Annotated in this window: 20 protein-coding genes; 10 read left to right on the forward strand and 10 right to left on the reverse strand. The window is 62.7% G+C overall.

The features are described from left to right. Positions 1-35: 35 nt before the first annotated feature. A complete protein-coding gene (locus ACELLULO517_RS21610; RefSeq protein ID WP_227309501.1) occupies positions 36-1,682 on the reverse strand; it encodes an ABC transporter substrate-binding protein in 1,647 nt (548 codons plus the stop codon). 86 nt (positions 1,683-1,768) lie between these two features. Continuing rightward, positions 1,769-2,557 (reverse strand): HalD/BesD family halogenase, encoded by a 789-nt coding sequence (locus ACELLULO517_RS21615; protein ID WP_227309502.1) that lies wholly within the window; start codon positions 2,555-2,557, stop codon positions 1,769-1,771. A gap of 97 nt (positions 2,558-2,654) precedes the next feature. Here ACELLULO517_RS21615 and ACELLULO517_RS21620 point away from each other — a divergent pair, with 97 nt between their 5' ends. Beyond that, positions 2,655-3,560: a LysR substrate-binding domain-containing protein gene (locus ACELLULO517_RS21620; RefSeq protein ID WP_227309503.1), complete on the forward strand. Its 906-nt coding sequence runs from the start codon at positions 2,655-2,657 to the stop codon at positions 3,558-3,560. A gap of 129 nt (positions 3,561-3,689) precedes the next feature. Here the strand turns inward: ACELLULO517_RS21620 and hutU are convergent, their stop codons facing one another. The 5 genes from hutU to ACELLULO517_RS21645 all read right to left on the reverse strand — a co-directional run bounded on the left by hutU (position 3,690) and on the right by ACELLULO517_RS21645 (position 9,550). Then, the gene (gene hutU, locus ACELLULO517_RS21625; RefSeq protein ID WP_227309504.1) at positions 3,690-5,357 is read right to left on the reverse strand and encodes a urocanate hydratase; all 1,668 of its coding nucleotides are present in this window, start codon (positions 5,355-5,357) and stop codon (positions 3,690-3,692) included. Beyond that, positions 5,354-6,895 (reverse strand): histidine ammonia-lyase, encoded by a 1,542-nt coding sequence (hutH, locus tag ACELLULO517_RS21630; protein ID WP_227309505.1) that lies wholly within the window; start codon positions 6,893-6,895, stop codon positions 5,354-5,356. Before hutH ends, hutU begins: the two co-directional genes overlap by 4 nt. A 218-nt stretch (positions 6,896-7,113) precedes the next feature. Then, positions 7,114-7,788 (reverse strand): UTRA domain-containing protein, encoded by a 675-nt coding sequence (locus ACELLULO517_RS21635; protein WP_227309506.1) that lies wholly within the window; start codon positions 7,786-7,788, stop codon positions 7,114-7,116. After that, positions 7,785-8,558: a 3-oxoacyl-ACP reductase FabG gene (gene fabG, locus ACELLULO517_RS21640; protein ID WP_227309507.1), complete on the reverse strand. Its 774-nt coding sequence runs from the start codon at positions 8,556-8,558 to the stop codon at positions 7,785-7,787. Before fabG ends, ACELLULO517_RS21635 begins: the two co-directional genes overlap by 4 nt. Before the next feature lie 11 nt (positions 8,559-8,569). Further along, the gene (locus ACELLULO517_RS21645) at positions 8,570-9,550 is read right to left on the reverse strand and encodes a phosphotransferase enzyme family protein (protein ID WP_227309508.1); all 981 of its coding nucleotides are present in this window, start codon (positions 9,548-9,550) and stop codon (positions 8,570-8,572) included. Between the two features lie 55 nt (positions 9,551-9,605). Here ACELLULO517_RS21645 and ACELLULO517_RS21650 point away from each other — a divergent pair, with 55 nt between their 5' ends. Beyond that, a complete protein-coding gene (locus ACELLULO517_RS21650; RefSeq protein ID WP_227309509.1) occupies positions 9,606-10,907 on the forward strand; it encodes a class-III pyridoxal-phosphate-dependent aminotransferase in 1,302 nt (433 codons plus the stop codon). 720 nt (positions 10,908-11,627) lie between these two features. Here the strand turns inward: ACELLULO517_RS21650 and ACELLULO517_RS21655 are convergent. Then, a complete protein-coding gene (locus tag ACELLULO517_RS21655; protein WP_227309510.1) occupies positions 11,628-12,905 on the reverse strand; it encodes a glycosyltransferase family 61 protein in 1,278 nt (425 codons plus the stop codon). A 121-nt stretch (positions 12,906-13,026) separates the two neighbouring features. On the opposite strand from ACELLULO517_RS21655, the gene ACELLULO517_RS21660 reads away from it, so the two are divergent. From ACELLULO517_RS21660 to ACELLULO517_RS21690, 7 genes are all read left to right on the forward strand, one after another. Beyond that, on the forward strand, positions 13,027-13,683 hold the full coding sequence (locus ACELLULO517_RS21660; RefSeq protein WP_227309511.1) for an ester cyclase: 657 nt from the start codon (positions 13,027-13,029) through the stop codon (positions 13,681-13,683). A gap of 208 nt (positions 13,684-13,891) precedes the next feature. Continuing rightward, positions 13,892-14,248, forward strand: coding sequence for a hypothetical protein (locus ACELLULO517_RS21665; protein WP_227309512.1), 357 nt, complete (start codon positions 13,892-13,894; stop codon positions 14,246-14,248). Positions 14,249-14,317: 69 nt separating this feature from the next. Then, a complete protein-coding gene (locus tag ACELLULO517_RS21670; RefSeq protein ID WP_227309513.1) occupies positions 14,318-14,665 on the forward strand; it encodes a cupin domain-containing protein in 348 nt (115 codons plus the stop codon). Positions 14,666-14,795: 130 nt separating this feature from the next. Further along, complete coding sequence (locus ACELLULO517_RS21675; RefSeq protein WP_227309514.1) at positions 14,796-16,169, forward strand: formimidoylglutamate deiminase; 1,374 nt, start codon at positions 14,796-14,798, stop codon at positions 16,167-16,169. Next, complete coding sequence (locus ACELLULO517_RS21680; protein ID WP_227309515.1) at positions 16,166-16,744, forward strand: HutD/Ves family protein; 579 nt, start codon at positions 16,166-16,168, stop codon at positions 16,742-16,744. Before ACELLULO517_RS21675 ends, ACELLULO517_RS21680 begins: the two co-directional genes overlap by 4 nt. Then, positions 16,744-17,118, forward strand: a complete 375-nt coding sequence (locus ACELLULO517_RS21685; RefSeq protein WP_227309516.1) for a hypothetical protein — start codon at positions 16,744-16,746, stop codon at positions 17,116-17,118. Before ACELLULO517_RS21680 ends, ACELLULO517_RS21685 begins: the two co-directional genes overlap by 1 nt. A gap of 39 nt (positions 17,119-17,157) precedes the next feature. After that, complete coding sequence (locus ACELLULO517_RS21690; RefSeq protein WP_227309517.1) at positions 17,158-18,831, forward strand: dihydroxyacetone kinase family protein; 1,674 nt, start codon at positions 17,158-17,160, stop codon at positions 18,829-18,831. 4 nt (positions 18,832-18,835) lie between these two features. Here ACELLULO517_RS21690 and ACELLULO517_RS21695 read toward each other — a convergent pair whose 3' ends face one another. Beyond that, complete coding sequence (locus ACELLULO517_RS21695; protein WP_227309518.1) at positions 18,836-19,708, reverse strand: glyoxalase; 873 nt, start codon at positions 19,706-19,708, stop codon at positions 18,836-18,838. A 149-nt stretch (positions 19,709-19,857) separates the two neighbouring features. Here ACELLULO517_RS21695 and ACELLULO517_RS21700 point away from each other — a divergent pair, with 149 nt between their 5' ends. Continuing rightward, complete coding sequence (locus ACELLULO517_RS21700; RefSeq protein WP_227309519.1) at positions 19,858-20,904, forward strand: siderophore-interacting protein; 1,047 nt, start codon at positions 19,858-19,860, stop codon at positions 20,902-20,904. Between the two features lie 229 nt (positions 20,905-21,133). On the opposite strand, the gene ACELLULO517_RS21705 is transcribed toward ACELLULO517_RS21700, so the two are convergent. After that, the gene (locus tag ACELLULO517_RS21705) at positions 21,134-21,907 is read right to left on the reverse strand and encodes an ABC transporter ATP-binding protein (RefSeq protein ID WP_227309520.1); all 774 of its coding nucleotides are present in this window, start codon (positions 21,905-21,907) and stop codon (positions 21,134-21,136) included. Between the last annotated feature and the right edge of the window lie 3 nt (positions 21,908-21,910).

Consider the following 21,910-nt stretch of genomic DNA (forward strand, 5'->3'; position numbering starts at 1 on the left):
GGTTGGGGCGTCCGGCCAGGGCTCCGCCATGAGCATCACACGAAATGCGCGCGGTCGAGGAACAGCTGCGAGGTCGCGGCGGACCTGACGCCCGCCAGTTTGGTGCTGGTCGCGGTCAGAAATTTGTAGAAATAGCCGAAGATGATCGGTGTCTCGTCCAGCAGCAGCGTCTCGATCTTGCCTGAGATGTCGCGCTGCGTCTGCAGATCGACCGCGCCGACGAACTGGCCGACCAGCCTGTCATAGTCGGGGTTCTTGAAATGCGCGGCATTCCAGGCGCCGTTGCTGAGAAGCGGCGCGGCCAGAAGCACGTTAGGCACGCCGCGATGGGCATAGTCCGTAATGCCCATCTGCACGTCCAGCCAGTCCGACTGGCCGAAGGTCGCATTGCCGTAATAGGCCGACTGGGTTTCGATCTTCAGGTTGATCTTGATACCGATGGCCTTGGCCCAATCCTGCAGCAGGACCGCATAGCCCGGAATTTCGATGAACTGTTCGGTCGTCAGATTCACTTCCGTGCCGGGTTTGACGCCGGCAGCTTCCAGCAATTGCTTCGCCTCGTTCAGGTCCTGTTGGCGCTGCGGGATGGACGGGTTGGTGGAGGGGAAGACCGGCGCGAAGGGGCTGTCATTGCCGATATCGCTCTCGCCCCGGAACAGGCCCTTGACCAGGCCCGTGCGGTTCAGCGTCAGCGCCATGGCGCGCCGCACCCGCTTGTCCTTGAAGGGGTCCATGTCGCAGCGCATATGGACCTGATTATGGGCGCTGGACCGCAGCGCGATCACCGAGACAGCGGGGTTGTTCAACAGCGCCTGGCCGCCCTGGACAGAAAACTGCGCGACGACATCGACACCGCCGGCCTGCATGGCCAGGATCTGGGACTGCTGATCATCGTAGAATGTAAAGTCAACGCGATCGGGCAGCGCCTTGGGACCCCAATAGGCATCGCTGCGCACGAAGGAGGCGCCGACCTTGGGCGTATAACGGTCGAGTTTGAACGGGCCGGTGCCGTCGAAGGTCTTCTCGTAACCACCCGCGTAGCTCGCCGGCAGAATGATGGCGTTATAGTTATCCGACGAGACGTAGTAAGGGAAATTGCCGTTCGGTGCGTCGAGATGGAAGGCGACCGTGTAATCATCGACCCTATGCGTATTGCCCTTCGACAAGACGCCCTGGAAAACCGACAAGGCATTGGACGCAACCTTCGGATCGGCCAGACGATCCATGGTGGCGACGACATCATCTGCCGTGAAAGCCTTGCCGCTATGGAAGGTCACATTGCGGCGGAGGGTAAAGGTCCAGATCGTCGCATCCGCATTGGCGGACCAGGCCGTGGCGAGGGCCGGGCGCAGCGTCAGGTCCGGATCATCCATGACCAGAAACTCGCCGGACTGCTGCAGCAAGGTGGCACCGGCGGCATCGGCGGAGGTCACCGGATCGACCGCGCCGGCCGGCGTCGTCAGCGCAACGCGGATATCACCGCCCGGCGCCGCATCGGCAGCCCGCGCTGCGGATGCGCCCAAAATCGGCAGGCCGCCCAGAAGCGGGATCATGCCCATGATGCTGGCATGGCGCAGAAACTGCCGGCGATCGAGCCGCCTCGCCACATATTCGTCCAGAATGTGATTCTGAATATCACTCGCCTGACGACGGATGGCATCGGGGAACGGCGTCTTCGCCATAAACGGTTATCCTTGTGAAGGGGAGAAACGCATGCCAGAATTTATTGATCAATCAAGCGGTAAAGATCGGCAAGGGGATGAAAAGGTCAAGTCGCGCGCCCGTAGAACCCGATCCGCTCTTCATCGCTGAACATCACGTCCGGCTTTTCGTAATAGGAGAAGACCGTGACCATACGGTCCCGCGCGCCTTCCACGGGGCTGACGCGATGCGGCGTATTCTTGCCCCGAAAGACGTTCAAGGTTCCGGGCGCCAGACGGCGGGTGCGAATCTCAGGGTCTTCACCGGCCAGCAGTCTGGCGACGCCATCGTAATTCGGATCGGATTCAGAGCGCAGGTTGGAGCGGTAATGGAAATCGCCACCGCAGTCCGGCGCCTGCAGCAGCAGCGTCACGGTGAATTCAGAGCGATCGAAATGCCAGTTCAGAGCCTCGCCGTTGCGATAGGACATGACATTCACCTTGGCCAGCGGATCCCGCATCGTATGCAGCGCGGGCTTGCCCATGGTCGCTGCCAGAAAGCGCAGCAGCGGCGGATAGCGGTAGATCGCCATGATCGTGCTGTCGGGGATCTGATCGGCGCAGACCGTGTGGCCGATGGTCTCGACCTCGCGCAGCGCCGGATGGTCAGGCGGGAGGTCGGGCACGCTGGGCCGGAAATAGATATTGTGCCGGCGGCGATGCTCAAAGGACTGCGTGCGGGCGATGGGCGCGATCTCGGCCGCTATGGTTTCCGCCACGCCCGGCAGCAATAGATTTTCTAGATCGAACATGCCTTCCGCTGCCAGGGCGGCGGTGGCCGTCGCACAGAGGTCAGCCCAGGCGGCGCTACCCTCCTGATCCAGGGGATATCGGTCCAGATCTAAATATTCGTGCATCCTGCCCTCCATTCGCCCGATCATGGAGCCGTAAAAGAAACCAGGGTTCAACCGGTCAAATTATGCGCCTATGGTTAGAAAATCTTGTGGTGGATCGATGACGCAGCGGCTTCCCCCTCTCAATGCGATCAAGGCTTTCGAAGTCGCGGCCCGTGAAGGCAGTTTTGCTTTGGCGGCGGTGGAATTGGGCGTGTCCCCGGCGGCGGTCAGCCAGCAGATCCGCAATCTGGAGGACTTTTTCGGCAAGCAGCTTTTTGCGCGGACCGGCAATCGGGTGACGCTGACCGATGCCGGACGGGCGATCTATCCAGAGACGACACGCGCTTTGCGCGATCTTGCGGCGATGACGACACGCCTGCTGGAGGGGGAACAGCGGACGAGGCTTGTCGTCAGCGTGCCGTTCTCGCTCGCGGAATTCTGGCTGGCGCCCAAACTCGCCATGCTGGTGCAGGACTTTCCGCATCTGGCCATGGATGTGCGGGTCGAGGACGATCCCATCGACCTGCTGCGGCAGAATATTGATCTTCGCATCAGCTACGGCGATTACCACTACCCGGCGATGACGGCGATTCCGCTGATCCAGGATGAGGTGCTGCCGGTTTGCGCGCCGTCCTTCTGGCATCAGCATCGGCGGGATGCTTTCGGGATCGAGGATATCCATGACGGCATGCTCATCCATACCAATTGGGGGCCGAGCTTTGCCTCTCATCCCACCTGGGCGGATTGGTTCGCGAAGGCGGGCAGCGCGCGGCGCCCGGATGCGTCGCTTGGCCGCCGCGTCGGGCTATCCAGCCTTGCCTTATCATCGGCGCGCCTGGGGCTTGGTGTGGCGCTGGGGCAGAAGGCGCTCGCCTGGGCGGATCTGGAGGCCGGGCGGCTGATCGCGCTTTCCCCCACCGCCCTGCGGCTGGGTCATCCCTATTGCGCCTTCACGCCCGGTGCCGGGCGGCTGCGGCCTGAGGTGCGGGCGCTGCTCGCTTTGCTCAGCACGGCGCCGCGGTAGGCTTGTTCTCCCTGTCGTCCGCGCACGTGTTGCGCGGATCTATCTGGCTGGGCGCCACACCGGGTAGGTCCCCGGGACAAGCCCGGGGATGACGATTCTGAGGTCCATTCTAAGGAATGAGCCGTCAAATCACCCCAGAATACCGGGCAGGTTGAGGCCCTTGTCCTTCGCGCAGTCGATCGCGATCTCATACCCCGCGTCTGCGTGCCGCATGACACCGGTTGCCGGGTCGTTCCACAGCACGCGCTCCAGACGCCGCGCCGCGTCTTCCGTGCCGTCGGCCACGATGACCATGCCGGAATGCTGTGAATAGCCCATGCCGACGCCGCCGCCGTGATGCAGAGACACCCAGGTCGCACCCGACGCCGTGTTGAGAAGTGCGTTGAGCAAAGGCCAGTCGGAGACTGCGTCCGATCCGTCCTTCATCGATTCCGTCTCACGGTTCGGGCTCGCGACCGAGCCGGAATCGAGATGGTCACGCCCGATGACGATCGGCGCCTTCAATTCCCCACTGGCGACCATGTCGTTGAAAGCGAGGCCCAGACGGTGACGATCACCCAGGCCCACCCAGCAGATACGCGCCGGCAGGCCCTGGAAGGCGATGCGCTCGCGCGCCATGTCCAGCCAGTTATGGAGATGCGCATTGTCGGGCAGCAGCTCTTTCACCTTCTGGTCGGTCTTGTAGATATCTTCCGGGTCACCCGACAGCGCCGCCCAGCGGAAGGGGCCGATGCCACGGCAGAATAGCGGCCGGATATAGGCCGGCACGAAGCCCGGAAAGTCGAAAGCGTCGGTGACACCTTCATCCTTGGCGACCTGACGGATGTTGTTGCCGTAGTCGAGGACGGGAATACCCATCTTCCAGAAATCCAGCATCGCGCGCACATGCACGGCCATGCTGGCGCGGGATGCCTTCGTGACCGCCTGCGGATCGCGCTCGCGCTTGTCTTCCCACTCACCAACCGTCCAGCCGATGGGCAGATAGCCGTTGAGCGGATCATGGGCAGAGGTCTGGTCCGTCACCGCGTCCGGCTTCACGCCGCGCTTGACAAGGTCGGAAAAAACTTCGGCCGCATTGCCGAGCAGCCCGACCGAGACCGGCTTGCCGTCCGTCTTGGCGCGCTCAAGAATCTCCAGCGCGTCATCCAGATCCTTCGCCTGCACGTCGAGATAGCGGGTGCGCAGACGCATATCGATGCGGCTCGCCTGGCATTCGACCGCGAGGCAGGAGAAGCCCGCCATCACGGCGGCCAGCGGCTGCGCGCCGCCCATGCCACCCAGACCGCCGGTCAGAATCCAGCGGCCGGATGCATCGCCATTGTAATGCTGGCGCGCGACTTCGACGAAAGTCTCATAAGTGCCCTGAACGATGCCCTGGGTCCCGATATAGATCCAGGAACCGGCCGTCATCTGGCCGTACATCATCAGGCCCTTGCGATCCAGCTCATGGAAATGGTCCCAATTCGCCCAGGCCGGCACGATATTCGAATTGGCAATCAGCACGCGCGGCGCGTCCTTATGCGTCTGGAAGACGCCGACCGGTTTTCCGCTTTGTACCAGCAGAGTCTGGTTCTCTTCCAGATCGCGCAGGCTGGCGACAATCCGGTCAAAACTCTCCCAATCGCGGGCGGCGCGGCCGATGCCGCCATAGACCACGAGTTCTTCCGGACGCTCGGCCACCGCCGCGTCCAGATTGTTCATCAGCATGCGCAAGGGCGCTTCCGTCAGCCAGGACTTGGCGGAAAGTTCCGTCCCATGCGGGGCGGCGATACGGCGGGCGTTGTCGAGGCGGGTCATGCGGCGATCTCCAGCGAAGGAAGGTTGTCCCCAGCGGCGTTGATAACGGAACCCGAGCGGATCAGCGCGGTCGCGGCTTCCATATCGGGCGAGAAATGGCGGTCTTCGTCCAGCATCGGCACGGCGCGGCGAAGAAGCGCCCGAACGGATTCGAGCGGCTGACTGGACGCCATCGGCGCATGGAAGTCGCAGCCTTGCGTGGCGGCGAGCAATTCGATGCCGAGGACATGGCTGAGATTGGCGGCCATGCCCATCAGACGGCGGGCACCGTGGGCGGCCATGGAAACATGGTCTTCCTGATTGGCCGAGGTCGGGATGCTGTCCACACTCGCCGGATGGGCCATCTGCTTATTCTCGGAGACGAGCGCGGCGGCCGTGACCTGCGGGATCATGAAACCGGAATTCAGGCCTGGCTTCGGCGTCAGGAAGGCGGGCAGGCCGGACAAGGCCGGGTCGATCAGCATGGCCAAGCGCCGCTCGGCGATGGAGCCGATTTCGCAAAGCGTCAGCGCGATCATATCGGCAGCGAAGGCGACGGGTTCGGCATGGAAATTCCCGCCCGAGAGCACTTCGCCTTGTTCCGCGAAGACCAGCGGATTGTCCGAGACGCCATTGGCTTCGGTGCCGAGGGTGGTCGCCGCCTGCCGCAGCACGTCCAGCGCCGCCCCCATCACCTGCGGCTGGCACCGCAGGCAGTACGGGTCCTGCACACGCTCATCGCCTTCGACATGGGAGGCGCGAATGACGCTGCCCTCCATCAGCCCGCGCAGCGCGGCGGCGACGTCGATCTGGCCCTTGTGGCGGCGCAGCGCATGGATGCGCGGATCGAAGGGCGTATCCGATCCCTTGGCCGCATCGGTCGAGAGCGCGCCGGTGACGAGGGCGGATTGCAGCAGCAGTTCGGCCTCGAACAGCCCGGCCAGGGCATAGGCGGTGGAGAATTGGGTGCCGTTCAGCAGGGCGAGACCTTCCTTCGGGCCCAGCGTAATCGGCGCCAGCCCTGCTTTCGCCAAAGCCGCCTCAGCGGGCAAACGCTCGCCCTGGAACAGAATCTCACCCACGCCGATCATGGTCGCGGTCATATGGGCGAGGGGAGCGAGATCGCCGGACGCGCCGACCGAGCCCTGGGCCGGCACGATCGGCACCAGTTCCTGCGCCAGCATGGCTTCCAGCAGAGCGACCGTTTCCGGTTTCACGCCGGAGGCGCCCTGGGCGAGGCTGGCCAGTTTCAGCGCCATCATCAGCCGCGCGACGGAGGCCGGCATCGGCTCACCCACGCCGGCGGCGTGCGACAGCACGATATTGCGCTGAAGCTTTTCCAGATCGGCGTCGTCGATACGGATGCTGGCCAGCCGGCCGAAGCCGGTATTGATGCCGTAGATCGGCTCGCCTTTGGCGAGGATTTTCTGCACCGCCGCCGCACTGGCCGCAATCGGTCCGGCCGAGGCCGGGTCCAGCGAAAGCCCCGCCGTGCCGGTGCGATAGATGCGGCGCCAATCGGAAAGCGGCACCGATCCAGGCTTCAAAACCAATGTCATTCGGTTGTTCCTAGCGCAGCTGAAGAAGGAGAGGCCTAGCCAAAGGATAACCTCATTTCGTCATGCGCGGACTTGATCCGCACATCCACCGGCAACCAAGCTTGGACCCTCGGGTTCAGCCCGAGGGTGACGATCTGAGAGGCAAATCGCACAGATCTCTAAGATCGATCTGCGGATATGTCTATACATATAAATGCCCTCAGCAAAGGAAAGCGGCTTCACCCCTCCCTTTGCTGGGCAAAGCGGCTGGTGAAGCGATGGCGCGATGCCGGATAGGTCAATCGCACCTCGGTAATCGGTTCGCCGCCCTGCCAGGTGCGGCGGTCCAGCGTCAGACAGGCTGCCCCCGGCGCAATGCCCAGGCGCCGGGCCAGAACAGGCTCGGCCGCATGGGCGCCGATGACATGCTCGGCCTCGCTCCAGGCGACATGCTGCAGCAGCCAGGTGCCGGGCGGCGCATCGTCAAAGCTCTCCCCCGCCGCTTCCGGCACGGCGGAGAGGGAAATGCGCCGCTCCTCCAGCGCCAGCGGCGCTCCGTCACGTTCATGCAAGGTGGTGATGGAAAGCATGGGGCCGCGGGGCGTCTCCTCCACCGCGCGTGCCAGGATCGTGAAGCGGTAGGAGAGACCCAGGCTTGCCGATTCCTCGGCAAGATCGGCGATTTCCATCACCGCGCGCTCGGCGGCCGGGGCAGCGACCACCGTGCCCGCGCGGCGGCGGCGCGTGACGAGACCGTCGGCGGCCATAGCGGCGATCGCCTTGTTCACCGTCATGCGCGCGCAGCCATATTCGGCCATCAACGCGTGTTCGGCCGGAATGGGATGGCCGGGCTTCCATTCGCCCGAGAGGATGCGCGTCTCGATATCGGCGCGGATGCGGTCGCTGAGGTTCAATCGAGCGCCGCCAGGCTTTCGGGCAGCACCTGTCCGCCGTCGATGACCAAAGTCTGGCCGGTGATATAGCCGGCTTCCTCGGTCGCGAAGAACAAGGCCGCATTGGCGATATCCTCGACCGAGCCCAGCCGCTTGAGCGGAATGGAGGAGGCCATCGCGTTCGTATAATCCTCGCCCATGGCGAGAAGCCCTTCGGTCGCGATATTGCCGGGTAGCACGGCATTGATGGTGATGCCTTTGGCGGCGAGCTCAATCGCGGCGGTGCGCACGAAACCAAGCTGGCCGGCCTTGCTCGCCCCGTAATGGGACCAGCCGGGAAAACCGGTGATCGGCCCGGTGATGGAGGATGTCACCACAATCCGTCCGCGCCCGGTCTTTTCCAGCGCTGCCATGCAGGCTTTGACCGACAGGAAAGTGCCGCGCAGGTTGATGCCCATCACCTCATCGAAATCCGCCGCCGTCATGTCTTCCAGCCTGGCCGAGGGGAAAACGCCGGCATTGGCACAGAGGATATCGATGCCGCCGAAATGATCCTGCGCTGCCGCCGCGATGGCATGGGCCCCGGCCTCGGTCGCGATATCGGCCGCAATGGCGACGGCCCGTCCGCCCGTCACGGCAATGTCCTCGGCGACAAGGTTCGCGGCGTGGCGGTCTCGGGCCACGACGACGACGCGACAGCCGGCCGCGGCGAAGCGTTTGGCGATGCCCCGGCCGATCCCTTTGCTGGCGCCGGTGACGATAACGACGCGACCGGACAAAGACGTGAACATGCTTTTCCCTCTTATCCTGCTGACAGAAACCGATCCGCGAGCACCAGGGCGCCCGCGGTATAGCCCGCGCCCATCTCCTGCGCGGTCGGCGTTTCGGCGTGGCTGGCGACCCAGGCCACCAGCAGCATCCGCCGCATCAGCACAAGGGCGGGCAGGATCGCCTCATCCTCAGCCGAGAGCGGTGCGATACGCCGATAGCCCGCGACCCAGCTTGCTGCGAGGCTTGGCACCACCGGCTCATGCTCGAAGAAGCTGACGGCGGAGGCGAAATCATACATGAACCAGCTGAAGCCGCAGTCATCGAAATCGATCACCCTTAGCCGCTCGCCCTCGACCAGAAGATTGGCGAGACGGAGGTCGCCATGGATGAGGCCGAAACGGTCCTCGCCCATGCCATAGACGTCGAGCTGCGCCGCGATGGCGCTTTGCGCGCGTTCCAGCAGCGCAAGCCCGGACGCGTCCAGGCCCAGCCCGGCGCGCCAATCCCCCCAATAGCCCTGGCGGCCGAGGATGGTCTCCACCGTCCAGCTTTTGCGGGCGAAACCGGGTGGGCGCGTCCAGCCGCGCGCATGGGCGTGCAGCCGAGCCGTCACCTCGCCCAATTCCCCGAACCACGCGACCAGATCCTCATGCGGTTCGGGCGAGCGGCCGGGGACGAATGCGAAGGCGGTGACCGACCGCTCGGTCCCATCATGCATCAGCCGATGGAGCAATGCGCCATTGGCGCCCGGCACCGGGGCAGGGGTATCCACAATGCCCTGCTCGCGCAGCGCCGCGATCCAGGCCAGTTCGCCGGCAATTTCATGCTGGTCGTGATAGCCCGGCCGATGCACGCGCAGAATAAGCCGCCGCGCCCCATCCTCCGCCAGATAGGTCGCATTCTCGGAAATATTGAGCAGCGACAGTTTCGCGCCTGGCGAGATTGCCCATTCATGCAGCTTTTGGCCGAGCGCGAGGTGCAAGCTCGCCAGGAATTCGTCATTATAGGTCATGGCTGCCCATCATCCGGGCAGCGGGATCAAGACGTCAATGCGGGACCGGCAAGCTATGGACGATTTCAACGCGAAGGCAGGCTTCTTTTCGGGCGGGCTCGGCTTCGCCTCCAAGGCCGAGGTGTTGGAGAAGGCGGCCCAATACTGGAACCCGCATAAAACCAAGTTCTGGCAGGAGAGCGGCACCGATCTCGTCATCGGCCGGCGCGCGGGGTACGAGCTTTTCGATGTGTCAGGCAAGCGGCTGATCGATCTGCATCTGAACGGCGGCACCTATAATCTGGGCCATCGCAATCCTGAACTGGTCGAGGCGATGCGGTCGGCGCTCGATATTTTCGACATGGGCAATCATCATTTCCCGAGCCTGGCGCGCACGGCCTTGGCCGAGGCGCTGGCCGCGACCGCGCCCTGGGACGGTTGCCGCACCATCTTCGGCTCGGGCGGCGGCGAGGCCATCGACATCGCGCTGAAATCCGCCCGCCATGCGACCGGACGGCGCAAGATCGTCTCTGTCATCAAGGCCTATCACGGCCATACCGGGCTTGCCGTCTGCACCGGCGATGCGCGTTTTTCCGAGCGCTTCCTGTCGGATCGGCCGGACGAATTCATCCAAGTACCGTTCAACGATCTGGATGCCATGGAGCAGGCGCTGGCGGGCGAGGACATCGCCTGCGTCATCATGGAAACCATCCCGGCGACCTATGGCTTTCCCATGCCGGCGGAGACCTATCTGCCGGGCGTGAAGGCGCTGTGCGAGCGCACCGGCGCGCTTTACATCGCCGATGAGGTGCAGACCGGGCTGATGCGCACGGGCACACTCTGGGCCATTACCGGCTATGGCGTGACGCCCGATATCATCGTCGCCGGCAAGGGCATCGGCGGCGGGCTTTACCCGCTGGGCGTGGTGCTGGTCTCCCCGCGTGCCGGTCGCTGGCTGGAGGAGGACGGTTTCGCCCATATGTCGACCGGCGGCGGGGCCGAGCTTGGCTGCATTGTCGCGCTGAAGGCGCTGGAGATTACGCTGCGGCCCGAGAGTATCGCGAATGGCGCAAGGGTGGCGGCAAGGCTGCGGGAAGGTTTGGAGGCGCTGCAATCCCGCCACAGCTTCTTCAACGAAATCCGTCAGAATGGCCTTGTCATCGGCCTTGGCTTTGACCACCCAACCGGCGCGCGCTTCGTGTCGCGGGCTTTGTACGAACGCGGTATCTGGGCGATTTTCTCGACCCTCGATCCGCGCATTCTGCAATTCAAGCCGGGATTGTTGATGGACGCGGCGCTGACGGAGGAAACGCTGTCGATCATCGACGCTGCCTTGCAGGCGGTGAAGGCGATGCCGGAATTGACAGGTGGGGGCTAGCCCTTCTCCACTTTAATTGCATTTGCGCTCCATATTTGTTGGTCTCAATAACGGTATGGAACCTAGCGCATGCCCGCTTGGCCCGAAGATTTCATTTCGCCCTTCGATCATCTGCGGGTGCCGTTCATCTGCGTGCCGGTCGTGGCGCCCCCGCGACGCTGGGCATCATTACCTCACTCGCGTCGGGATGACAGCGTATCGGGCGTCGGCGTCTGCAGTGGGTTTCAAAGAGATCCTGGAAGAAGCCCGCGGTATGTTTGATAAGTAGGGTCACTTGATCACGCAGCCGGAACTCATTCTCAGCAACGCATTCCACCCGCTCGTCGGTCTCTCCGCCTGGCAGGTGCGAAATGGCTGGGGCACGATGATCACAATGGAATTCGGGGAACCTCATCTCAAAATCAGAGAACCTATCGTCGCATCGGCAGACATGTCCGATAAGGTAAAAAGAACTTGGCGAGGCGACGGGTAAGCATCCTTGGCTAATGGCACCTATGGATCGAACAAGCACATTGGGAGATTCAGACGAAAGACAGGACTGCAACTAGCCAGACGTCCAAGCGAAGCGAGATACAGGAAGCTTTTTTCCGATCTGAGCGTGGATCTGCTGCAACGAGCGACATGCATCGGTCTTACTGTCGTCAAGAAGAAACCCGATTCCGTAACATTCGTCTGGGACTATGACCCGGCAAATTCAGCATCGCAGCCTTCAAACTACGGCTAGGGTCCTTTGCCAACAGGTCCCAGATTCTGCTGCAAGACGGTTAGGAGCGCCTTGAGGTCGATTTCTATAGTCGTGGATTGGAACGAACCCTTGGCCAAAATGCGTTGAAAACGATGACCAAGACCCGCGGCCAGGTTGAAAAAAAAGTCGGGCATCCAATCGCTTGTAGGCATGAATTCGACGACGAGGCAATTCTGTTGGGCAAAAATCAAATTCGTGAAACCTGCCCCATGCAGGCCTATGACCGCTTCCGCCTCTGAAAACAGACGAACTTGCTCAGCGAACGACATGCCTTCCAATATGGCCTTTTCGAACCCGAATCTCTCAGCAATGGCGATAGCCTGATCTTCGTTGATGGCTCGCCTTGTGCGGGAAACCTCTCTTGATATAAATATTCTCCGATTTCTTTTAACGGAATTGCCGAATTTATTTTTTAGATATTCGACGCATTTTCGCACGGTCGCAGGATTTCGGACTATTCCATTTGTTATGATGGCCTTTTCTGGAACAAGAAGATTGTCAATTCTACGGCAGGAGAGGTGATCCATCTCTATGATTTGCCTATCCAGATCAAAGGCGAGGGCAATTTCTTTTTGGAAGGCGTTTTCCGTTTTTATCGTCAATAAGGGCAGGTCTTGATCGATCCAGCTGCGAACGCTAAAAACATTAATCATGTAATCAGCGAGGTGATGGTAATAATTATAATATCCGCCGATCAGGCAGGCCTTGTTTAATTTCAAGCTGTCAGGCTGTTGGTGAATGATGACGTCCCGGTGATGGCCCCGTTGAAGATGGACAGCATTCGGTGTTAAAACTGTTCCGTTGTTGCAGAGTACACTCCAATCCGTGGCGGTTACTCTGACATTGTTCAATATCAGGCTGCGCTCTCCATATTTTTCGCGACTCGTTATCTTTAACGCACGACGCGTTTTTCTCGGGGGAAATGGATAAAGCAGTCTCTTCTCGGCTAAATCGAATGCGCCTTGTCGCTTGACTAAGGTAAATTTCTCCCATCCGCGAATCCAAGGACTTGCAATGGTTATCGTGCCATTTCTGTCGGCACAGACATGAAACTCATTGCTCCGAATCGCGATTTCTTTTTCGTTTAGGGAGATGACATTGAAGGATGTCTTTGAACCATCAATATCGGTTCGGAATTCTACGGAATTCTCCAGTAAAGAGACAAGATAGCCATTTCTCTTATGGCTTAGCCGCAAAGCTTCTGTTTTTTGGGGCTTCTCCAAATAGATCAGGTTTTCAAAGTCCTTATACATAAATTCATATAGTTTCCTGTGCTTGAGTTTCCCGAGAGTCACGTCAAAGACAAGGAAGGATGCGTGGTTCGCATTATACAGTAAGTATTGCTCCATGTGACTGTCTGATCTCGGATAGGTCATGACGATCTTCCACTTAGGGGCTAAGTCTCAGCATGTCATGGCTTGGTTTGCGGCGGAAGAGGCCCAGCTTTTTGGCAAGGATTGCCTTCAAAGCGCTGAATGGCGTTTTGAACCACAGCGCGCCGACTTGCTTGGTCCGGGTGCTCCCATGAAGACCCTGGCCCATAGCCTATCCCTTTCCGGCTGGGACAAGGATAAGCAATCATATACTGCGACTAAACACCTGGACCGCGTCAATCCTAATCGGTTCATGAAAGGCGCTTGGACCATGACGAAGACAGAGCTGTCCGATCTCTACCGGGACTATATTGCCTGCCTCAATGCGCAGGACTGGCCGAGGCTTGGTCAATTCGTGCATCAGCAAGCGGTCCATAATGGCAGGCCGTTCGGCCTGACCGGCTATCGCGCCATGCTGGAACAGGATTTTCGCGACATCCCCGATCTTCATTTCACTATTCAGCGTCTGATCGTCGATCCGCCCATGATCGCAAGCCGCTTACAGTTCGATTGCACGCCGCGGGCGAGCTTCCTTGGCCTGCCCGTCAATGGGCGGCGAATTTCCTTCACCGAAAACGTCTTCTACGAATGTCGCGACGGGAAGATCGCAGACGTCTGGTCGGTGATCGACAAGCCCGCGATCGAAGCGCAGCTTTAGCCCCCAAGCGCGTTGCGGAAGACAGACGATCAGCTTGGACGGCCGATCGGGGCGGGTTCGCTAAGTCCGGCAGCAGACAAGCCCCGCACGTCTTTGTAATGTTCTGGAAAGCCAAGGACGGCTTTGCATCGCCTTATTCATCCCCAGATTCCGGTGAGAGGGGCAGAGAGGATCGATGGCACAGGTTGAGGGACAGGACGGGAGCAGAATGGGCCATGATCGGCCGAGCCGCGACAGGCCGAGCCACGATCGGCCGGGCCGCGATCGGCTATCGCATCTGCTCAACCGCTTGCCGGCGCGCATACGCGATGCGACCCATTGGCTGCTGGCGCCGAAAGCGCGCTGGGCCCGCATTCCGGTCGGCCTGCTGCTGATCCTGGGCGGCATTTTCAGCTTCCTGCCGCTACTCGGCATCTGGATGCTGCCGCTCGGCCTGATCCTCCTCGCGGAAGATATTTCCTTTCTACGCCGCCTGCGCGAAAAGGCGCTGGACTGGATCGAGGCGCGTCACCCGCATTGGATCTACGGTCGCCATGCGACCAAGCCCCAGGCAACAGAGTCCTAGCAGCCGCTTGCCAAGTGCCGCCGCCGCCAACACACTCCGCGCCCTGCAACAGTCTAGGTCGCGTATTCCATGAGCCTGATTACCAAGCTGCCCGCGAAGGTCGAAGCCGCGTGGGAGCCTGTCGCCCCCGAGAAGATCGTCTCCGGCCAACCGCAGACCCGCACCCAGGTCCTGTATGAGAATGCGGCCGAGCATCTTTATACCGGCGAATGGGAAGCGACACCGGGCAAGTGGCGGCTTGCTTATACCGAGTGGGAATATATCCACGTCATCTCCGGACGCTGCATCGTCACCGACAAGGACGGTACCGTCATCGAGGCCGGCCCCGGCGATGCTTTCGTGATCGAGCCCGGTTTCGACGGCACCTGGGAGGTGCTGGAAACCATGCATAAGCACTGGGTCATCCGCGAGCCCTGATCCCAACGCCGCAGATTAAACCGCTTTAACCAAGGCTCGGAGGGGGAGTTTTGATGGCGATCCCCCGTGCGCGGCGCCCGCGAATCTTCTAGGTAGGATCGCGGCGTCCGCCCCGAGGAGAGTTCCGACCATGCCTTGCCTATTAGCCCCCTCTGCTTTGCTGCCCTCCGGTTGGGCTCGGAATGTCCGTATCGACATTCTGGACGATGGCACGATCGGCCGCGTGACGCCGGATGCGGAGCCGATCGGGGATCGCGTCGAGCTTTTGGCCGGGCCGGTGGTGCCAGGCATGCCGAACGTCCATTCCCATGCCTTTCAGCGTGCCATGGCGGGCCTGGCCGAAAAGCGGCGCGACCCGGCTGATAGTTTCTGGACCTGGCGGGAGATGATGTATCGCGCGGCCCATGCCGTGCGGCCGGACGATCTTTCGGCCATCGCGGACTATCTGTTCATTGAGATGCTGAAGGCCGGCTATACCACGGTCGGAGAGTTTCATTATCTGCATAATGATTCGGGCGGGGCGGCCTATGCCGATCCGGCCGAGATGTCGGGGCGGCTGGTGCGCGCCGCAGCCGATACCGGCATCGGCCTCACCGTGCTGCCCGTGCTTTATATGCGCGCCGGCTTCGATGGTGCGCCGCTTGAGGCAGCACAGCGGCGTTTTGCCACCAATGAAGAGCAGCTGCTGAATATTCTGGAATCGCTGCGCTGGCATGGGCGGGATTCGACCAACTTGCGCGTCGGCATCGCGCCGCATTCGCTGCGCGCCGTTTCGGTCGATGTGCTGCGCCATATCGCCTCTGCCTTGCCGGAGGATACGACGATCCATATCCATGTCGCCGAGCAGATGCGGGAGGTGGAGGATTGCATCGCCGCCACCGGCTCCCGCCCGGTCGAGCTGCTGATGGCGGAAGCGCCGGTCGGCCCGTCCTGGTGCCTGATCCATGCAACCCATGTCCTGCATGACGAGTTGGCCGATATCGCGGCCAGCGGCGCGGTCGCCGGGCTTTGCCCGATTACGGAGGGCAATCTGGGCGACGGCGTGTTTCCGCTGCCTGAGTTCCTGACGACGGGCGGCCGCTTCGGCATTGGGTCCGACAGCAATGTCACGCTCAACCCCTGGGAGGAGCTGCGTCTGCTGGAATACGGCCAGCGGCTGACGCATGGGCGGCGCTGCATGTCGCTGCCGGAAGACGCCTCGGGCTCCGTCGGCGGGGCGATGTATCGCGCGGCGCTGACGGGCGGTGCTGCGGCGCTCGGCCAGCCGGTCGGCGTCATCGCCGAAGGTTTCCGCGCTGACCTCACCGTGCTCGACCGCAACCGGCTGTCCCAGCCGGACGCGGAGGGTGACGATATTCTGGATAGCGCCATCTTCACCGGGTCCAGCCTGCCGGTGCGCGACGTCATGGTCGGCGGCATCTGGCGGGTGCGCGAAGGCTATCACCCACAGGAACAGACCGCGCGCGCAGCCTTCGCGGCAGCGTTGCGGCGGATCGCGGCTTGACCGCCTGGCAGGTCATCCGCGCCGCCGCGTTTCAGGCCATGCCTTGGCGGAACGGCGGCGGCACCACCTGGGAGATTGCGCGCGGAACCTTCCCCGAAGCGCCGAATGGATCAAAGGGGGCCGATTGGCATTGGCGCTTCAGCCTGGCGGAGATCGCGAGCGACGGTCCCTTCTCGGTCTTTCCGGGCATCGACCGGCTGCTCACCGTCATTTCCGGCGAGGGCATAGACCTCAAGATTGATGACGCGGCCCCTCGACGGCTTCATGCCGGAGAGGATATCGCATTTCGTGGCGAGGCCGCGATCAGCTGCGATTTGCTGGACGGGCCGACGCGCGACCTCAACCTGATGGTGGACCGGCGCTTGGCGCGGATTTTGCCCGGGCGGGACGGAAGCAGGCTGCAGGCTGAGGCGGGGCTGATCCTCCTCTATGCTGTCGAGGAGGTAGGTTTGGCGATCGAGACACATGAATTACGACTGGCACCCGGTGAGGCCGTCATCGGCAATGCCGGGGCGACGGCGGATATCATCGCAGGGCGGGCCGTCTGGGCGCGTATCGAGAGGCTAAGCGTCTGATGGTTTTCTACCGCATCTGGGCTGCGGCCGGTGTTATCAGCATCGGTCTGATAGGCAGCGCCTTCAGCCATACGACGACGAAGCACTATGCGGCCCCGCATCACAGCACGACGCATCATTATGTGGCGCCGAAGAAGGCCTGGCGTCCCGCCAAGCCCTATCACGGCAAACCGGTGACGCATCCCAAAAGCTATCATGCGCCGGCCCATAAAAGCTGGAAGCATTACGAGCCGAGCCATAAGACCTGGCACAAGACCTATCATAAGCCCGCACCGCCGCCGCGCATGCCGGGCCGCACCACGGACGGCCGGTTCATGCTGCCGGGCGGCATGGAATCCACTTGCTCCGGCGGCACACCGCCACCCTGCCAGTAAAGGCAGGCCTTCGGCTTGGGCTGACATCTGAGGGACGCGATGAGGAAGCTGATCAACGATCCCGATCACGTCTTGCCGGAAATGCTGGAGGGTTTGGTCAGGCTCTCGCCCGGTCTGGCGCTTCTGCCCGGCAGCAATGTCGTTCTCAGGTCTGAAAAGACAGCCGGCGTCGCATTGATCTCCGGCGGCGGGGCAGGGCATGAACCCGCCCATGTCGGCTTCGTGGGGCCGGGATTGCTGCATGCCGCCGTCGCCGGGGATGTCTTCACCTCGCCATCGACGGACGCCGTGCTGGACGCCATTCGCGCGGTGGCCGGGCTGGAAGGCGTTCTCCTCATCGTCAAGAATTATACCGGCGACCGGCTGAATTTCGGCTTGGCCGCAGAGATGGCGCGGGCCGAGGGCATCGCCGCCGAGATGGTCATCGTCGCTGACGATACCGCGCTGGATATGGGGCCGGACGGCGTTGGGCCGCGCGGCATTGCCGGCACCGTGCTGGTGCATAAGGTGGCTGGCGCCGCTGCCGCCGCCGGGCTGGATCTGGCCAGCGTGAAGGCGGAGGCCGAGGCTGCCATTGCAGCGCTCGGCAGCATGGGCGTGGCGCTGTCGGCCTGCACGGTGCCGGCCGCCGGCAAGCCGGGTTTTACGCTGGCCGATGACGAGATCGAACTCGGCCTCGGCATCCATGGTGAGGCCGGGGTGCGCCGTGCGCCGATCGAACCCGCAGACAATCTGGTGACGCTGCTGCTGGACCGCATCCTGGCGCAAAAGGGCGTGAAGTCCGGCGATCGCGTGGCGCTGCTCATCAACAATCTCGGCGCGACGCCGGTGATGGAACTGATGATCGTGGCGCGCCAGGCGCTCGCCGTGCTGGAAGCGAGGGGCATCACGGTCCTGCGCGTCTGGGCCGGAACTTTTCTGACGGCCATCGATATGGCCGGCTGCTCGCTGTCGCTCATGACCTTGGATCAGTCTCGGCTCGCGCGGTTGGACGCGCCGGCTTCCGCTCCCGCTTGGATCGCCGGACAGAAGCCGCAGGCCTTGCCGCAGGCAGCGCCGCCAGCCAGGGCGGAGGTGGCGCCGGGCACAGCCTCTCCGCCGTTCGAGGCGGCGATCCGTGCCGTCGCGGACGTGCTGATGGCGGCGGAACCGCGTCTGACGGCGATGGATCAGGCGGTGGGTGACGGCGATCTTGGCATCAGTCTGGCGCGCGGATCGCAGGCGATGCTGGACGCGATCCCGACACTCGACCTCGCGCATGCGCCTGCGGCTTTGGCGGCTTTGTCAGGTCTGTTGCGGCGTGTGCTGGGTGGAACGTCCGGCCCGCTTTACGCCGTCATGCTGCTGCGAGCGTCGCGCAGTCTGGCTGACGCGGGCACGGCAAAGCCGCAGGACTGGGCAGCCGCTTTCGCGGACGGCGTTGCGGCGCTGGCTGACCTCGGCGGCGGCCGCGCCGGTGACAGAACAATGCTGGATGCCTTGTTACCGGCATCCACCGCGTTTCGTGAAAAGCTGTCTGCCGGTCTCGCCTTAGGCGATGCGCTGAAAGCGGCGGTCGAGGCGGCCGAGGCCGGCGCTGCCGCCACGGCGAGCATGATGCCAAAACGCGGTCGATCAAGCTATCTCGGCGCGCGTACCGCCGGCCATGTCGACCCCGGTGCCGAGGCGGTCGCGCTTTGGCTCGGCGCTTTGGCGAGGACGGTCGGCGGTTGAGCCGTCAGTGCTGGCTGTGGATTTCGGCGATATAGCCGCCAGGGAAAGCAACCATGGCGGATTGGCCGATGCCGTCGCCATGCGGCGCGACCAATAGCGTGACACCGGCTTTCTCGGCGCGAGCCAGTGTGGCCGTCAGGTCCGTCACGCCATAGCCCGTCGTCTCCCGCCCATACGGATAGGGCAGATGGCCGTCCGTCATCATCAGCACAAGATTGCCGAAACCTGACACCATGCGAATGCGGCGGAAGGTGGTGCCGGGGCGGCCGATGGCGTCACCAGGCGCGGCTGCCTCATCCGACACCAGGGTTGCATCCGCGAATGCCGTCCAATCCTTCACAAAAGCATCGACGGCATCAGCTGAAAGATAGATGCGGTTGTCCGGCACCGAGCCGAGCGGCGGGTAGGACGGCGCTTTGTTATGCCAATAGAGCTGCATGGCGATGCCGCCGGGCCAGAGGATGACGGCGTCACGCCCGATCGGGTCCGGGAAGGGGCTGACGAGGACATCCGCCCCGGCTTTGCGCGCGGCGATGACGGCCTTGTCCAGATTTTGCACCAGATAGCCGGTCCGCTCACTGCCAAAGGGATAAGGAATGGGCGTGCGGAAGCCGAAGAGTGAGACCAGACCGGAAGGCGTGATGAGCAGCTGGGACGAGGTTCGGCTTGGTGTCGGCGTGACGGTGACGATCGCCTGCGGGGTCGATTTGCCGCCGAAGGTCGCGAGGAAGCTCTGCATGAAGCGGTCGACATCGGCCGGCGCCACATAGACATGGCTGGTGTCGTATTGCGGCCCGACCGCGACCGGCTGCGCTTGGGCCAGATGCGCTGACCAGCACAGGCCGAGCAGGGCGGAAGCCAGAATTGTCAGGCGCATGCAAGGGTCCTTCGCGTCATCGGCGCAGATGAGGGCAGAAGGACAGTGTCAGCAAGCGACAAGATGGCGCGGTGACTGCTGTCATCGGTAATTGCGAATGATTATGAATTGCGCTAAATCGAGAGTCGTGGCGACCCGAGGAGCGAGCGATGAGCCAGAGATTGACCTGCCGATCCAGCGGGTCTGTGCGTCTTCAGGACCCGGCCGCCTATCTGGCGGCTTTTTGCGCCACGGCGCAGTCCTATGCCGAAGTCGATATCGGGGAGGGCTGGGCGCGGATCGATCTGGGCTATGCCGCCGTCGAATTGCGTCAGCGCCTGGAAGAGGTCTCGCTGTCCATTCGTGCGACCGATAACGGCACCATCGCGGCCCTGCAGGCGATGATGACCGAGCATCTGCGTGAGACTCAGCAGGATAGCGGCCTCGGTTTTCTGTGGCGTGAGACACCGCCGCGCCTGACGCGCGCCTATCGGGAAATGACGGTCGTGGCGGTCACGGATATCACGCCGCATATGCGCCGCTTCACGCTGAACGGCGACAATCTGCAGCCCTTCGTCGCAGGCGGGTTGCATGTGCATCTGTATTTCCCCGGTGACGCGCCGCTGGGCCAGCCCAAGGTGGACGATACCGGTCGTGTCACCTGGGCGGGCGAAGCGCCGCCGGCGCGGGCCTATACCATTCGCTATATCGATGCCGCTGCCGGGCTGGTGGAGATCGATATGCTGCTGCACCCGTCCCATGATGCGGCACCGGGCGCCGATTTCGCGCGTGACGGCAAGCCGGGTGCCGTCATCGGCATGTCCGGCCCCGGCGGCGGGCAATTGCCGCCCAGCCGCTGGGTCTTGCTGGCGGGGGATGAGACGGCGCTGCCCGCCATCGCCCGCATGCTGGAAACCCTGCCGGCTGAAACCACCGCTGTGGTCCGTATCGAAGTGACCGGCGAGGATGATCGGCTGCCGCTGCGCTCGGCCGCCGATGTCGATCTGCGCTGGCTCTATCGTGGGTCGGTTCCTGCCGCGCAATCCCGCCTGCTGCTGGACGCGCTGGTGGAGACGGAATTTCCCGAGCGTGACATCGACCGCTTCGTCTGGTTCGCGGCCGAGGCTGATATTGCGCGTGAGGCCAAGGCCTGGCTACGCGCGCGGGATGATCTGGCACCGTCGGACTATATCGCCGCCGGCTTCTGGCGGGTTTAGAGCAGATCACAGTCAGATGGAATCATCTGACTGTGTGAAGATGCTCGCAAAAACAATAATCTAGAGCGGTATCTGCGAGCGTAAGCGAGCAGGAAACGCTCTAGAGGCTCCGCCGGCGATGAAAGTGGGTGCCCGGGTCAGGCCCGGGCATGACGTGATTTTGTGATATGCTATATATCTTCGTCATCCTCGGGCTTGACCCGAGGATCTATGCTTTCTTATCAACCCGCTACAAAACCGCCGCGTTGAGATGCACGGTCAGATGGCCGGCCGTATTGCGCTCGGCATGGCCGTCGACACCATAGACCTCAGCCAGCATCTGCCGGGTGATGACGACATCCGGCGCCCCTTGCGCGTATAAAGTACCATCTTTGAGAATAAGAATTTCATCCGCCCAGCGGGCCGCCAGCGCCAGGTCATGCAGCACGACGATGACCAGCGCACCATCGGCGGCCAATTGTCGGGCGCGGGCCATGACCGTCAACTGATGGCGCGGGTCGAGCGCGCTGGTTGGCTCATCAAGACAAAGCAGTGCCGGATTGCCGGCGACGGCCTGGGCGAAGCTCACCAACTGCTTTTGCCCGCCTGAGAGGTCCGACAATTTGCGCATGGCGAGCGGCAGGATATCGATGCGCGATAGCGCCGCCGCAGCACGCTCGGCCGCCTGCGCGCCCGGCACCGCGCCGGTTGCCTGCAGGCTGGCGATCAGACTTTCGAAAACGGTCAATTCCACGCCGTCCGGGATCGCCTGCGGCATGAAGCCGAGCAGCTTCGCACGCTGACGCGGGGGCAGGCCGATCAGGTCGGTCTCGCCCAGCATCGCGCGGCCCTGTGCGGGCAGCAGACCCGCAAGACCTTTCAGCAAAGTCGATTTGCCGGCGGCATTGGGACCCAGCAGGCCGACGACGCGGCCCTGGCGCAAAGGCGCCACCGTCAGATCGCGAATGACGGCCCGGCGGCGATAGCCGCAGGTGAGATGCTCGATACGCAGATCCATCGCCATGCC

The organism is Acidisoma cellulosilyticum (genome assembly GCF_020621385.1).
Lineage (GTDB): Bacteria > Pseudomonadota > Alphaproteobacteria > Acetobacterales > Acetobacteraceae > Acidisoma > Acidisoma cellulosilyticum.